3 protein-coding genes are annotated in these 15,517 nt (G+C 76.4%); all 3 read right to left on the bottom strand.

What is annotated here, in order from left to right; all coding sequences use genetic code 11:
- Window positions 1-567 (bottom strand): hypothetical protein (locus ACWD4P_RS07925; protein WP_449778960.1); only part of this gene is annotated, 567 nt, incomplete at its 3' end.
- 174 nt (window positions 568-741) lie between these two features.
- Window positions 742-2,247 carry a condensation domain-containing protein gene (locus tag ACWD4P_RS07920; protein WP_449778959.1) on the bottom strand — a complete coding sequence of 502 codons (1,506 nt, stop codon included), beginning with the start codon at window positions 2,245-2,247 and terminating at the stop codon, window positions 742-744.
- Window positions 2,244-15,488: a MupA/Atu3671 family FMN-dependent luciferase-like monooxygenase gene (locus ACWD4P_RS07915; RefSeq protein WP_449778958.1), complete on the bottom strand. Its 13,245-nt coding sequence runs from the start codon at window positions 15,486-15,488 to the stop codon at window positions 2,244-2,246. Before ACWD4P_RS07915 ends, ACWD4P_RS07920 begins: the two co-directional genes overlap by 4 nt.
- Between the last annotated feature and the right edge of the window lie 29 nt (window positions 15,489-15,517).

The following is a 15,517-nucleotide window of genomic DNA, read 5'->3' as shown; positions in this document are numbered from 1 at the left end:
GTTCGGGGAGAACGCCCTGGTGAGCCAGCTCCAGGCGCTGCGGGCGGCCTGCTTCGACCGCGAGACCGCCGACTTCCTGACCCGCTGCCCGCGCGCCCGCCCGGTCGCCGCCGGCCGGAACGCGTCGGTGTCGACGACGGCCGGCACCAGGTGGGGCTCGTACTCGGGCAGGGCGCGGCGGAACATGTCGACGCCCGCCCGCGAGACCGTCCACAGCGCCGGCCGGGAGGACCAGCCCGGGTACGGTCCGGGGCCCGGGCAGGTCAGGAAGTTGACGTAGTGGCCCTGGGAGTAGACGACCTTGCGGCCGCCGGGCGCCGGGTCGCGGCCCTGGAGCACGCTGACCTCGGGCAGGACGAGCACGTCCTGGGGCCCGAGGTCCAGCGTCGTGCCGGACAGCGTCGGCACGTCGTCGTGGAACCACGTGTAGCGGAACCCCGGGGTGGGCGTCCAGCGGTACGCCTCGACGCCGGCCGCCCGTAACAGCGCGACCTGCTGGTTCAGCACGCGGATGCCGCCCAGCGGGAACTGGAACTCGAACGACGCGTAGATCACTCGGCCGGTCATCGCACCCTCTCTCGGACACCACGGGTCCTCGGACACCACGTGCGGTGGGTCGGCCCACCGACACCCCGGCCTCCTACCCGGTCCACCCGGGGGCAAGCTCCGTGTCGGGACGATTCGCCCGCCACCGGGGACGGGCCCGGCGGGCGGGGTGCCGCCCGCCGGGCCCGTCGGGTGTCACGGGAGCGGCACCTCCAACTGCTCGGCCAGGTCCGCCACCAGGGCGTCCAGCCAGCCCTTGACCGTGCCCGGGTCGAACAGGTCGGTGTCGTACTCGACCTGCCCGGCGTAGCCGTCGGCGTCGGGGGTGACGGCGAAGGAGCAGTCGGCGCGCGCGGAGGGGCCGGGGATGTCCTCGATCCCGACGGTCAGACCGGGGAGGTCGAGGGCGATCGGCGGGGTGCTCTGGACGGCGAACAGGATGTGCGGGTACCCGGCGGGCATCGTGATGCCGCGCTCCCGCAGCGGCTCGGCCAGCAGGCCGAACGGCATCACGGAGTGGTCCAGGGCGGAGGCGATCGTCTCGGCGGCGCGGTCCACCAGGGCCCCGAACCCGCTCCCGCCCCGGGTGGGCACCAGGATCGGCATGCTGCTGGTGAGCAGGCCGACCACGGTCTCGTCGGCCGGCCGGGTGCGGTTGGCGTTGGAGAGCAGGATCAGGGCCTCCGGCGCGCCGGTCAGGGTGCCGAGGAACCGGGCCAGGCCGGCCACCAGGACGGCCGAGGCGGTGGTGGAGCGCGAGGCGGCGTAGCGCCCGACCGCCTCGGCCACGGGCGCCGGGATCCGGAACCCGGTGGTCTCCCCGCGCCCGGAGCGCTGCTCGGGGCGCGGCCGGTCGGTGGGCAGGTCCACCGCGAGCGAGGAGCCGCCGAGGACCCCGGCCCAGTGGTCGGCGGCCGCGGCGATGGAGGCCCGGTTGACCACCGTCCGCTCCCAGCAGGCGTGGTCGGTCATCCGGCCGGCCTCCTGGGGCAGCGGCGCGCCGCCGCTGCGGTAGAGCGCGCCCAGGTCGTCCAGCACGGTGGCCAGCGACCAGCCGTCGACCGCGATGTGGTGGATGCTCAGCAGCAGCACCCACTCCTCGGCCGCCGGGCGCAGCAGCCGGGCGCGCAGCAGCGGGCCCGCGGCGAGGTCGAACGGGTGGGCGGTCTCGGCGGCGAGGGCCTCGGCGAGCGCCGCCTCCCGTTCGGCGGGGGCGAGCGCGCGTAGGTCCGCGACGGGGACGCCCAGCGGGCTGTTCGGCAGCACCTGCTGGAGCACTCCGAGCTCGGTCTCCACGAACCGGGTGCGCAGGCTCTCGTGCCGTTCGACGACCGCCGTCAGCGCGGCGGCCAGCCGCTCGGGCTCCAGCGGCCCGCGCAGGGTGATCCGCTGGGTGATGTTCCAGACCGCCGGGTCGGCCGCCGCGTTGTGGGACTTGCGCAGCCGCCACTGGGTCACCCCGGCGGGCGCGGCGGACAGCGCCGCCCCGTCGCCGGTGAGGGTGGTCAGCAGCCGGTCGCGGTGGGCCCGGAGCAGGCCGGTGACCTCCTCGTCGACGGCCCCCGCGGGGGCCACGTAGCCGAGCCGCTCGCCGGTGGTGGTGCGCAGCGCGATCTCGCGTTCGTCGAGCAGGCGCAGCAGCCGAGCCCAGTCGTCCTGCGCCGTGTCCGGCGGCAGGGTGTCGTGGTGGGTGGCGGTCACAGGGTGCCCTCCTCGTACGCGGGGGCCGGACGCTGCTCGACGGCCGGCCGGTGGGCGGCCATCGCGCGGACGGTGGGGCGGCGGAAGAAGTCCAGCACCCCGATCCGCAGGCCGGTCGCCTCGCGGACCCGGTTCAGCAGCCGGGTGGCGGCCAGCGAGTGCCCGCCCAGGTCGAAGAAGGAGGTCTCCACCCCGACGGGGCGGCCGAGCTCCTCCTCCCAGAGCCGCTGCACGGTGCGCTCCAGCTCGGTGGCCGGCGCGGCCTCCGGTGCGTCCGCGCCGAGCGGGCGCGGCTCCGGCAGGGCGGCGGTGTCCAGCTTGCCGTGGGCGTTGAACGGCAGGGTGTCGACGGTGGCCCAGAGCCCGGGGACCATGTAGTCGGGCAGCAGGTCGGCCAACCGGTCGGCGATCCGGGGCAGTTCGGCGGCCGCGCAGCCGACGTACCCGGCGAGTGCGGTGCCCGCCGGGGTGCGGCGCGCCGTCACGGCGGCGGCGCGCACGCCGGGCAGGCCCCGCAGCACGGTCTCGATCTCGCCCGGCTCGACCCGGTAGCCGCGCACCTTGACCTGGCGGTCGGCCCGGCCGAGGTACTCCAGTTGGCCGTCCGGCCGCCACCGGCCGAGGTCGCCGGTGCGGTAGCCGCGGCCGTCGGGGGTGTCGGTGAAGCGGGCGGCGGTCTCCTGGTCGAGGCCGATGTAGCCGATGCCGACCTGGACGCCGAGGGCGTGGATCTCGCCGACGGCGCCGGGCGGCACCCGGCGTCCGGCGGCGTCCCGCAGCACGATCCGGCTGCCCGGGGTGGGCCGGCCGATCGGCGCGTGCTCGGTGCCCTCCGGGTCGATCACGCAGGCCGTCAGGCCGTGGGTCTCGGTGGGGCCGTAGTGGTTGACGAGCCGGCAGCCGGGGTTGCGGCGCAGGAAGGCCCGCAGCCCGGGGGTGAGGAGCACCTGCTCGCCGCCGGAGATCAGCTCGCGCAGGTGCGGCACCGGCTCCTCGCCGAGCGCGTCCGCGAGCGCGGCCAGCGGGGTGTAGGGCAGGTGGACCCGTTCGGCCCGGGTGGCCCGGACGACGGCGGCCAGCGCCGTGACGTCGTAGCGGGTCTCCTCCTCGATCAGCAGCAGGGTGCCGCCGCCGGCCAGCGTGGTGAGGGTCTCCTGGACGCTGACGTCGAACCCGCAGGAGGCGTACTGGATCGTCCGGGCGGCGGGGTGGTCGGCGAGGTTCCAGGCCAGGAAGTGGGCCAGGGCCTCGGAGTGCATCAGCACGCCCTTGGGCCGGCCGGTGGAGCCGGAGGTGTACAGCAGGTACGCGGGCGCCTGCGCGGAGGGGGCGGGCAGCGGGGGCAGTTCGACGGGGGCGGCGCCGTCGGGGGCGGTGCCGGTGAGCACCGTCGGGACGGTCAGGCCGAGCTCGGCCGGGGCGTCGTCCGAGGTGGTGAGCAGGACGGCGGGCGCGCTGTCCTCGACGATCAGCCGGCAGCGCTCGGGGCCCTGGAGCACGTCGACCGGGACGTGGACGGCGCCCAGGCGCAGGATGGCCAGCAGCGCGGCGGCGAGGTCCACCGAGCGGGGCAGCAGGACGCCGACCCGGCTGCCCTCGCGGACGCCGGCCGCCAGCAGTCGGCCGGCCAGGTCCTCGACCCGGGCGAGCAGCGTGCGGTAGTCCGTCTCGGTGCCGTCGGCGGCGACGACCGCGGTCCGCTCGGGGTGTGCGGCCGCCGTCGCGGCGAAGACGGCCAGCGGGTGCGCCGGGTCCTGGACGGCGGCGGGGCCGCACTCCAGGGCCGTGTCGGCCTCGGCGTCGGGCACGGCGGTGAGCTCGACGAGCGGGCGCTCCGGGTCGGCGACGGCGGCGGTGAGGAGCCGCTCGAAGGCGCCGACCAGCCGGTCGACGGTGGCCCGGTCGAAGAGGGTCTCGGCGTACTCCACGTGGCAGCGGATGCCCTCGGGCAGGCTGGTCAGGAAGAGCGTCAGGTCGAAGGCGGAGCGGTCGGGGACGTGGTCCAGCGGGCGGGCCGTCAGCCCGGGCAGGTCCAGCTCGAAGACCATGTGGTTCTCGAACTCGACCATGACCTGGAAGAGCGGGTTGCGGCTGGTGTCGCGCTGCGGGTTCAGGTCCTGGACCAGCACCTCGAAGGGCAGCTGCTGGTGCTCGTAGGCGTCCAGGGCGGTGGAGCGGACCCGGCCCAGGGCCTCGGTGAAGGCCGGCTCGCCGGAGAGGTCCAGGCGCAGGGCGAGGGTGTTGACGAAGAACCCGACCAGGTCCTCGGTGCCCTCGGCGCGGTTGGCGACCGGGGTGCCCAGCACGATCTCGTCCTGGCCGGCGTGGCGCTGCAGTACGGCGGCGAAGCCGGTCAGCAGCACCATGAACAGGGTCGACCGCTTGGCGCGGGCCAACTCCCGCAGGCCGTCGGAGAGTCCGGCGGGCAGGTGGTGGACGAAGGAGCGGCCGCGGCCGTCCGGCACCGCCGGCCGGGGCCGGTCGGTGGGCAGTGTCAGCACCGGCAGCTCGCCGCCGCCGAACACCTTGCGCCAGTAGGCGAGGCTCTCGTCGTACTCGCCGGCGGCGACCCTGGCCCGTTCGCGGGCGGCCTCGGTGGCCGGGCCGGTGGCGAGCACCGGCAGCCGGGCGGCGCGGTCCTCCCGCGCGGCCAGGTAGAGCTCGCCGAGCTCGCGGGTGATCACCACGGTGGACAGGGTGTCGATCACGATGTGGTGCATCGACAGGACCAGGACGTGCCGGTCGGCGGCCCGCTCCAGCAGCAGGGCCCGGAACAGCGGGCCCTCGGCCAGGTCGAAGCGGTGCGCGCCCTCGGCGTTGACCAGGTCGGCGACGGCGTCGTGCGCGGCCGGGTCGGCGGTGACCCGCCGCAGCACCGGGCCGGCGGGCGGCGCCAGCACCTGCTGGTACGGTTCGCCGTCCTGCTCCAGGAAGACGGTGCGCAGCGCGACGTGGCGCTCGACCAGCCCGCGCAGCGCGGTGTCCAGGGCCTGCGGGTCGAGCGGGCCGTCCAGCTCGATCGCCTTGACCTCGTTGTACTGCCCGCCGTCGGGCAGCATCCGGTGCAGGAACCACATCCGCTGCTGGGCGTAGGACAGCGGCGCGCCGCGCAGGGTGTCCCGGCGCAGGACGTCGAGCTGCGGCAGCCCGGCGGCGACCAGGTCGGGGGAGAGGCCGAAGTCCACGAAGGCGGCGATCTCGTCCGCGCCGGCCGCCCGCAGCTCGGACAGCACCCCCTGGACGCTGTCCGGCGTGCCGATCAGCGCCCGGGACGCGCAGTAGCGCTCGTAGGCGCGCTCCAGCACGTACTCCAGGTCGTCCTCGCGGGCGTTCTGGAAGTCCAGGGTCAGGCCCAGGCTGTTGGCCATCTGCCCGAACAGCGAGAGCGAGGAGCGCAGGTAGGTGCAGAACGGGCGGTAGGCCTGCTCGCGGGCGGTGGCCAGGTCGGTGCCCAGGTAGGTGTGGACCAGCACGACCACCCGGCCGGCCTCCGGGTCGAGCCCGTGCTCGGCGCGGGTGCGCCGGTAGATCTCGATGTTCTCGGCCAGCTGGGCGATGTCCTGGGTCATCAGGTTGGTGATGACGCCCAGGTCGTGCCGGGCGGCCTCGCGGAAGCTGTCCGGGTTGCCGACGATCGCGGTGAACATCGGCGGCAGGTCCTGGAGGGGACGCGGGTGGAGAGCCACCTCGATCGGCTCGCCGTTGCCGTTGCGCCCCTGGTACGGCTCACCGCGCCACAGCGCCCGGACGGTGTCGATCTGGCGGTGCATCAGCTCCTTGTGGCTGCCGTAGTTCTCGGGGAAGAACAGGAAGTCGTTGGGGTGCCAGCCGCTGGCGCAGCCGAGGCCGACCCGGCCGCCGGACAGGTTGTCGACCACCGACCACTCCTCGGCCACCCGCACCGGGTGGTGCAGCGGCAGCACGGCGCAGCCCGCGTTCAGCCGGATCCGGCTGGTCTCCCGGGCCAGGGCGGCGGCGAGCACCGAGGGGTTGGGGAAGATGCCGCCGAAGGAGTGGAAGTGGCGCTCCGGCAGCCAGACGGAGTGGAAGTCGTGCCGGTCGGCGAAGCGGGCGCTCTCCAGGACGATGCGGTACTTCTCGTCCTCCGGGGAGTCCAGCGGGTAGTCGCCGAAGAAGTAGAGGCTGAAGTCCACCGGCCGCTGCGGGTCGCTGACCGGCCGGTACGGGACGGCTTCGGCCCGGTCGCTCACGGCCTCGGTGGCGGCGGGGAGTTCGGCGGCCGGGCGCGGGGCGGGCAGCCGGACGCCGGGCGAGGCCGGGAAGAAGCCGCCGCGCCGCAGGTCGCGCAGCGACTCGCGGACCGCGTCGATCACGAACTCCAGGTCGCCGTCGGTGTGGGCGGTGGAGAGGAAGAAGTTGCGCCACTCCCACACGTAGACCCCGCGGGTCAGCAGGTGCGGGAAGAGCAGCTCCATGTCGGCCCGCGGCTCGAAGCGGAAGAGCGAGCCGAAGTGGGCCAGCCGCAGCGGGAACTCCTCCTCCTCGAAGAAGCCGTTCAGGGTGGCCGCCAGCTCGTCGGTGCGGGCGTTCAGCCGCTCCTGGAGGCCGGGGCCGGCCGCCTTGAGGTGGCGCAGCACCGCGCCCGCGGCGGTCATCGCCAGCGGGTGCTGGATGTAGGTGCCGCCGAAGAAGGTGGTGTCCTTGGGCGGGTAGCTGTCGTCGCCGTAGTCCCAGTGGCCGCCGTCGATGCCGTCCAGGATGTCGGCCCGCCCGGCGATCGCGCCGATCGGGTAGCCGCCGCCCAGCACCTTGCCGTAGGTGGACATGTCCGGGGTGACGCCCCAGAAGCCCTCGGCGCCGCGCAGGTGGGGGCGGAAGCCGGTGAGCATCTGGTCGAAGACCAGCACGATGCCGAGCCGGGTGGTCAGTTCGCGCAGCGAGCGGACGAAGTCGGCGGGCTGGCGGCCCGGGTGGCGGCTCTGCACCGGCTCGACCAGGACGGCGGCGATCCGGTCGCACTGCTCCTCGATGACCTTGAGGCTCTCCGCGTCGCCGTACCGCAGCACCAGCAGGTCCGCGACCGCGCTGCCGGGGATGCCGATGGAGACCGGGACGGTCTCCCGGTCGGCGCCGCGGCCGAGGGTGCGGCCCAGGGTGTGGTCGAAGTGGCCGTGGTACGAGCCCTCGAACATGACGATCTTGTCGCGGCCGGTGTGCGCGCGGGCCAGCCGGATCGCCCCGGCGTTCGCCTCGGTGCCGGAGTTGGCGAAGGCGACCCGCTCGGTGCCGGTCAGCTCGGCCAGCAGCTCGGCGGCCTCGCCGGTCTCCGGGCCGCGCGGGCCCAGCCGCAGGCCCGAGGACAGGTGTTCCTGGACGGCCTCGGAGACGAACTCCGGGTCGTGGCCGAAGAGCAGGACGCCGAAGCCCATGGTGATGTCGACGTACGGGTTGCCGTCGACGTCCTCCAGCCGGGAGCCCCGGGCCCGGCGGGCGGCGAGCGGGTAGAGCATCTCCTTGGTGCCGGAGCGGAACCCGACCACGGCGCGGCTGTCGGCCAGGGTGCGGCGGTGGCGGCGGGTGATCGCCTTGGAGGCGGTGGTGCGGGCGGTGAAGCGGGCCACCAGTTCGTCCACGTGGGCGCGCTGCTGGTCGGTCAGGCCGCCGGAGGCCATGCCGGACTCGCGGGAGACCGTCACCCGGGGGCCGTGCACCTGCGGGGCGGCCGGGGCCGGGGCCTCGGCGGCGGGCGTGGCGGGCGTGGCGGGCTGGACGGGAGCCGGGGCGACGGGCGCGGCGACGGGCTGGGCGGCGGCCGCGGGCAGGGCGGCCGGCAGGGCCGCGGGGACGGGCGCCGCGGGGAGTGCGGGCGCACCGCCCGCCAGCAGGCCGAGCTGGTCGCGCATCAGGTCGGAGAACTGGCCGAGCAGCGCGAGCTGGCGCTCGATCAGGCCGGTGCCGTCGGTCACCGGGGCGGGCGCGGCGGGGGCCTGCGGGGCCTGCGGGGCGGCGGGTACGGCGAGTACGGCCGGTGCGGCGGGCACGGGCTGCGGCGCCGGCGCCTGGACCGCCGGAACGACCGGAGCGGCCGGGGCGGCCTGGACGACCGGGGCCGTCGGCGCGGGCGCGGGGGCCTCGACCACGACGGGCGCGGGCGCGGGCTCCGGAACCGTCACGGGCTCCGGCTGGGCGGCCGGCAGCAGGGTGGCCAGCACCGCGGGCTCCAGCCGGGAGGCGATCAGCCCGGCCAGCCGGGCCGGGGTGTCGGCCGCCTCGAACAGCTCGCGCATCGACACCCGCACCCGGAACGCGCGCTCCAGGTCCCGGATCATGTTGATCATCGAGAGGGAGTCGGCGCCCAGGTCGAAGAAGGGCTCGTCGGTGCCGACCGCGTCCTCGTCGTAGCCGAGCTGGCGGGCCGTCTGCTCGACGACCTGCCGCAGGACGGCCTGCTCGGCGAGTTCCTCGGGGCTCGGCGTCGGTGCGGAGTCGGGTACGGCGGCCGGCGCGGAGGCCGGTGCGGTCTGCTGGGGTGGGTCCTGGCGCATGGCGGGGTCCTCGGTGGTGGGCCGGGCAGGGGCGGTGAACCAGTGGCGGCGGCGTTGGAAGACGGTGGTGGGCAGCGGGACGCGGCGGGCCGGTCCGTCCGGCCAGTCCCGGGCGGCGGCGAAGCGGGCCCAGTCGAGCGGGACGCCGTGCGACCACAGCGCGGCCGCGGCGGCGTCGAACTGCTGCTCCGGCGAGGCGCCGCGCCGGCCGCCGGCGACGAAGTGGCGCTCCGGCAGCTCCCGGCGGCCCATGCCGGTCAGCGTCGGGTGCGGGCCGAGCTCCAGGAAGAGTTCGTGGCCCTGCCCGTCGAGGGCCGTGAGGACCCGGTCGAACCGGACGGTGTGCCGGGTCTGGCGGAGGAAGTACTCGGGGGTCGGGACGGTCCCGGCGGCCAGCACCTCGCCGTCGAGGTTGCTGACCAGCGGGACGGTCAGCGGCCGCAGCCGCAGCCGGGCCAGCTGGTCGCGGAAGGGGTCGAGCATCGGGTCGAGCAGGCGGGAGTGGAACGCCCGGTCGGTGGCCAGCCGTTCGGTGGTCACCCCGTCGGCGGCCAGCACGGCCTCGGCGGCGGCGATCTCCCGGGGCGGGCCGGCCAGCACGCACTGGCCCCTGCCGTTGACCACGGCCAGCTCCACGCCGGGCAGCCAGTCGTCGAGCCGGGCGAGCCGGTCCGGGCCGGCCGAGACCACCGTCATGGCGCCCGGTTCGGTCAGCCGGTGCATCAGCCGGCCGCGCAGCGCGGTCAGGAACATCCCGTCGGCCAGGTCGAGCGCGCCGGCCGCGTGGAAGGCCGCGTACTCCCCGGCGCTGTGCCCGGCGACGGCCGCCGGGCGGACCCCGAGCTCCTGCCAGAGCCGCAGGTAGGCGGCCTGGAGGGCGAAGAGGGCGGGCTGCGCCGCCTCGGTGGTCCAGGAGTCCTCGGTGCCCTCCGGGGCCGGTTCGAGCAGCAGCGGCAGCAGCGGCTCGTCCCAGCTCTCGCGGTGCAGCCGGTCGCACGCGTCCAGGACGGCGCGGAAGGCCGGGAAGGCCCGGTACAGCTCGGCGGCCATGCCCCGGTACTGGGCGCCCTGGCCGGTGAAGAGCAGCACCGGCGCCACCTCGCCGCGCCCGGTCTCGCGATGGACGGCCCCGGCGGTGGCCCGGCCCGCCAGGAAGGCGTCCAGGCCCTTGCGCAGGGCCGCCGGGTCGGGGCCGGTGACGGCCAGCCGGTGGCGCAGCGCGCGCCGGCCGGCGCCGAGGGTGAGCGGCAGGTCGCCGGGCGCGGGGGCGGGTTCGGCGTCCAGCCGGTCCCGGAGCAGGGTGGCCAGCTCGGTCAGGCCCTGGGCGGTGCGGGCCGACAGCGGCAGCACGGTCGGGGCCGGCCTCGGCGCGGGCACCGCCGCGGTCTCCGGGGCCTGCTCCAGCACCAGGTGGGCGTTGGTGCCGCCGACGCCCAGCGCGCTGACCCCGGCCCGGCGCGGGGCGGGGCCCTGCGGCCAGTCCCGGCGCTCGGCGGCCAGCCGGAACGGGCTGCCGGCCGGCTCCAGCGCGGGGTTGGGGCTGGTGAAGTTCACCAGCGGCGGGATGGTCCCGTGCCGCAGCACCAGCAGGGCCTTGATCAGGCCCGCCATGCCCGCGCAGGTGTCCAGGTGGCCGATGTTGGGCTTCACCGAGCCGAGCGAGCAGAACTCGGTGGCCCCGGTCCGGGCGCGGAACGCCTGGTCCAGCGCCCGGAACTCGATCGGGTCGCCGAGCGGGGTGCCGGTGCCGTGCGCCTCGACGTAGCCGATGCTCTCGGCCGGCACGCCCGCGAGGTCCAGGGCCCGGCCGATCACGGCGGCCTGCCCGTCCACGCTGGGCGCGGTGTAGCCGACCTTGCGGCCGCCGTCGTTGTTGACGGCCGAGCCGAGGATCACCCCGTGGATCGTGTCGCCGTCCGCGAGGGCCCGGTCGAGGCGCTTGAGCAGTACGGCGGCGACGCCGTTGCCGCCGACCGTGCCGCCCGCCCCGGCGTCGAAGGCCCGGCAGGCGCCGTCGGGGGAGAGGATCGACCCCTCCTCGTAGCGGTAGCCGGCGGCCTGCGGGATGTGCAGGGCGGAGGCGCCGGCCAGGGCCAGCTCGCAGTCCCCGGCCAGCAGCGACTGCACCGCCAGGTGCACCGCGACCAGCGAGGTGGAGCAGGCCGTCTGGACGCCGATCGCCGGGCCGGTGAGGCCCAGCCGGTAGGCGACCCGCGTGGCGGCGAAGTCCGCCTGGTTGCCGATCGCGGTCTGCAGGGCGGCGAGCGGCTCGGCCGGGTCGGCGGTGGTGGCCAGGGTGTGCTGGTAGTAGGTGCGCAGCGCGTACAGGGTCATCCCGGTGCCGGCGAAGACCCCGACCCGGCGCTCCGGGTCCGGCGCGTCGTAGCCGCCGTCCTCCAGGGCCTGGCGGCAGATCTCCAGCAGCAGGCGCTGCTGCGGGTCCATCAGGGCGGCCTCGGTGCCGCTGATGCCGAAGGCCTCGGCGTCGAAGTGGTCGATGCCGGGGATCGCGCCGGTGACCGGGACGAAGTCGGGGTGGCGGTACTCCTCCTCCCGGAGCCCGGCGGCCGCCAGCTCCTCCTCGGTGAACCGGGTGGTGCTCCGGACGCCCTCGACGATGTTCCGCCAGTACTGTTCCGGGGTGTCGGCGCCCGGCAGGCGCATGGCGAGGCCGACGATCGCCACCCGGCGGTCCTCGCCCGGTCCGGCGGCGGGGGATCCGGCGTGGGCGGTGGCCGGGGCGGACGCGGCGGCGGGGGCGGCCGGTTCGGCGGCCAGGTGCGCGATCAGGGCGTCCACGGTGGGGTGGCGGAACAGCTCGGTGGGCGCCGGGGGCGTGGGCAGCGCGGCGCTGAGCGCGCCGTGCACCCGCATCAGCTGGAGGGAGCCGATACCGAGGTCGGCGAGCGGGCGGCCCGGGTCGAGCGGGCCGTCGAGGACGGACTCGAAGGCGTCCAGGACCAGTCGGCGCAGACTGGCGGGTGCGGCCTGCCCGGCGGCGGGTGCGCCGGCCCGTACGGCCGGTGCCGGTGTCGGTGCCGCGCCGGACGGCGTCGCGGTGGACGGTGTCGGTGACGGTGCCGCGGCGGACACCGGGCGGGGCTCGGCGGCGAGCAGGCGGCGCCGGGCGGCGGGGGAGCTCGGGTCCGGGCCGGCGTAGTGGTGGCCCGGGGCGCCGGCCAGCAGCAGCGCGGCGAGCCGGCGGCCGTGCGCGGCGCTCAGCACGGCGATGCCCCGTCCGGCGGCGGCCTGCTCGTTCTCGGCGTCGCGGTTCATGCCGATCCCGCTCCACAGGCCCCAGGAGATCGTCCAGGCCGGGGTGGCGGTCTCCCGGCGCAGCCGTTCGACGGTGCTCTCCAGGTAGCGGTTGGCGGCGGCGTACCCGGTGGAGCCGACGGCCTCCTGGAGGCCGATCATCGAGGAGAAGGCGACGAACTGGGCGCCGGGCCGCTGCCGGACCAGCTCGACGAGGTGGTCGGTGCCCTCGCTCTTGGCGCGGACGGCCTCGCGCCAGCCCTCGGTGTCGGTGTCGGCGAGGAGGGCGAGGCGGTAGCCGCCGGCCAGGTGGAGCACGCCGTCCAGCGGCGCTCCCCACTCCCGCTCGGCTTCGGCGAGCGCCTCGGACAACTGCTGACGGTCCGTCACATCGGCCTGGCGGTAGGTGACCTGTCCGCCCTGCGCGGCCAGCCGGCGCAGCGCGGCCCGGCGCTCGGCCGCCTCGGCGGTCGGGGCGTCGAGGTCGCTGCGGCCGACGATGAGCAGCCGGGAGCCGTACTCGCGCAGCAGCCCGGGCAGCAGCTCGGCGGCGATCCCGCCGAGTCCGCCGGTGACGAGGTAGTGGGCGCCGGGGGTGAGCAGCGAGCAGCCGGCCCCGTCCGGCGCGGGGGAGGTCCCGGGGCCGGTGTCGGCGGTGCCCAGCCGGGGCACCCACGGGCGGCCCGCGCGCCAGGCGGTCTCGGGCTCGGGGCGGGGGTCGGCGAGCAGGGTGAGCAGGGCGGCGGCCCGGTCCGCGGCCGGTGCGCCGTCGGGCAGGTCGAGGTGCCGGGCGGTGGGCACCAGCTGTTCGGCCCGTGCCCCGGCCGTCAGCGCGGCGGTCAACGCGGCCCGGGGCCGGGGGAGTTCGCCGGGGAGCACGGCGTGCAGTCCGGTGCTGACCGAGACCAGCTCGCCGACCGGGGCCCGGGCGGGGAGTGCCCGCAGCAGGGCGAGCAGCGCCTCGTCCGCCGGCGGGGCCGAGGCGTCCTCTCCGTCGGTCGACGGGGTGGGTACGTCCTTCCCGTCCGTCGCGCTCCACAGGTAGACCAGCCGGTCGGCGGGCCGGTCGCCGAGGGCCCGCAGCCAGTCCTCGGGGTCGGTGGTCGGCGGCCGGTCCACGACCAGGGCGTTCGGCAGGGCGGCGGCCAGCGCCTCGGTGAGGGTGCCGGGGCCGGACGGTCCTAGCAGCAGGATCGTTTCCTCACTCAGCAGGGCCGTCGGGGCCGCCGTGACCGGGCGGGGCTCCCACACCAGCTGCCGCACACAGTCCGGCAGGGTCCGGGCGTTGGCCTCGGCGAGGTCCAACGCGACGATGTGCTCGTCGAGTTCGCCGTCCAGCAGCCGGCGGCGCAGCGCGGTGCGCTGGATCTTGCCGCTGGTGGTGCGCGGGAAGTCGGCGGCCGGCACCGGGAGCACCAGCGCGGGGGCCGGCTGGCGGCGGGCCGCCAGCAGCTGCCGCACCTCGGCGGCGACGGGCGGCGCGGGGGCGTCCGGGTCGCTCTGGACGTAGGCGATCACCAGCTGCTCGGTGCCGGTGCGCTCGTCCGGCACCCCGAAGGCCGCGACGTGCCCGGAGCGCACCCCCGCCACGGAGGCCACCACGTCCTCCAGCTCGTGGCAGAAGTAGTGCACGCCGTTGACGATGATGATCTCCTTGCGACGGCCGGTGAGCACCACCTCGCCGTCCACCAGGAAGGCGAGGTCCCCGGTGTCGAACCAGTCGTCGCCGACGAAGGACTCCTGGTTGGCCGGCGGGTTGTTCAGGTACCCCGGCGTCACCCGGCCGGATCGCACCTGGAGCCGGCCCACCCAGAGCTCGGGCAGCACCCGCCCGTCGTCGTCGGTCACCCGCATCCGGGTGCCGGGCGCGGGCCGCCCCATGCTGAGGAAACCGGTGCCGCGCTCCGCCGAGGCCGGGTCGGCGGGCTCCAGCCGGCCGGTCAGCGAGTCGGTGCGCACCAGGCGGCGGGCGCCGTCCTCGTGGTAGCGCTTGTAGGTGATCACCGTGCAGGTCTCGGCCATGCCCCAGCCCAGCAGCAGGTGCTCGGGGCGGACGCCGAACGGGGCGGTGGCGGCCAGGAACTCGTCCAGCACCGCCTCGGTGCACTGCTCCCCGGCGTTGATCAGCGACTTGACCGAGGAGAGGTCCCAGTGCCGGCCCGGCCCGGCCGCCCGGACGGCCTCGGCGACCAGCCGGAAGCCGAAGTTGGGCGACCAGGAGTGGGCCCCCCGGTGGCGCTCCAGCGCGTCCAGCCAGACCAGCGGATCGGCGAGCACGAGTTCGGTGGGGATCTGGACCTGGTCGGCGGCCAGCACCACGTCGCGCAGGTGGAACATCAGCAGGCCGGCGACGTGGTCCAGGGGCAGCCAGTTGACGGTGGTGTCGGCCGGGTCGCAGCCCTGGGAGACCGCTCCCGCCACGTACTCCAGGATGCCGCGGTGGGTGATCTGCACGGCCTTGGAGCGGCCGGTGCTGCCGGAGGACAGCTGGAGCATCGCGACGTCGCCGGGAGCCGGGGCGTGCTCGGCGCCGGCGGCGTCCGTCCGGTCGGTGGCGTCCGGCCGGTCGGTGTCGGCGGGCCGGTCGACGGCGATCACCCGCAGACCCGGCGCCGGGTACAGCTCGCCGAGCCGCTCCAGGCCCGCCACGGCCGGGCCGCAGGCCAGCACCGGCGGCTCCTCCAGGGTCTGCCAGGCGTGCCAGAGCTTCTCCAGGACGGGGTTGCGCTCGTGGAAGTCCGGCGGGCGGGCGACCGTCACCGGCTGCACCCCGCCCAGCAGGCAGGCCCACAGGGTCGGGAAGTAGAGCTCCGGCTCCGGGACCTGGAGGATCACCCGGTCCCCGGGGCGCAGCCCGGCGGAGGCCAGCGTGGCGAGGATCTCGCGGGAGCGGTCGAGCAGCTGGCGGTACGTCACCCTGGTCGTCCCGCCGCCGGCCCGGACCAGGTGCAGCCCGCGGTCGGGGTGCAGCTCGGCGGCGCGCCGCAGGGCCTCGGGCAGGGTGCGGGGCGCGTCGGGTGCGGGGGCGGGCAGCGGGGCGCCGACGGCCTCCGTGCCGGGGCCCTGGGGCGCGGCCGTCGGCTCCGTCGGGGCGGGGCCGGTCGCGGCCGAGGCCTCGCCGAACGGCCGCCAGCGGTCGGTGAGTTCGCGCAGGTGGCGCAGGGCGGGGCCGGGCGCGGCGGGCGGCCGGGTGAAGGCCGCGGCCAGGGCGGCGGCGTCGGGTTCGCCCTCGGGGGTGCGGACGATGCCGTCCAGGAGGCGTACGTCGGCGCTCGGGTCGGCGTCCAGCAGCGCGGCGGCGGCCCGGCGGCGCAGGGCCTCGGGATCGTCGTCGACGGCGGGCACCAGGTAGGCCAGCAGGCCGGGGCGGCCGTTCTCGTGCTCGACGGGCAGCAGCGCGCAGTCGGCGATCTCCGGGCGCAGCAGCAGCCGGGCTTCCAGGGCGCGCAGCCGGCCGTGGTCGGGACCGGTGGGACTCATGAGGTTCGGCACCTTTCGGATCGGTGCCG

The organism is Kitasatospora sp. NPDC002543, assembly GCF_053594915.1.
Note: the sequence above shows the minus strand (reverse complement) of the source record. Positions and strands in the feature narration are given on the sequence as shown.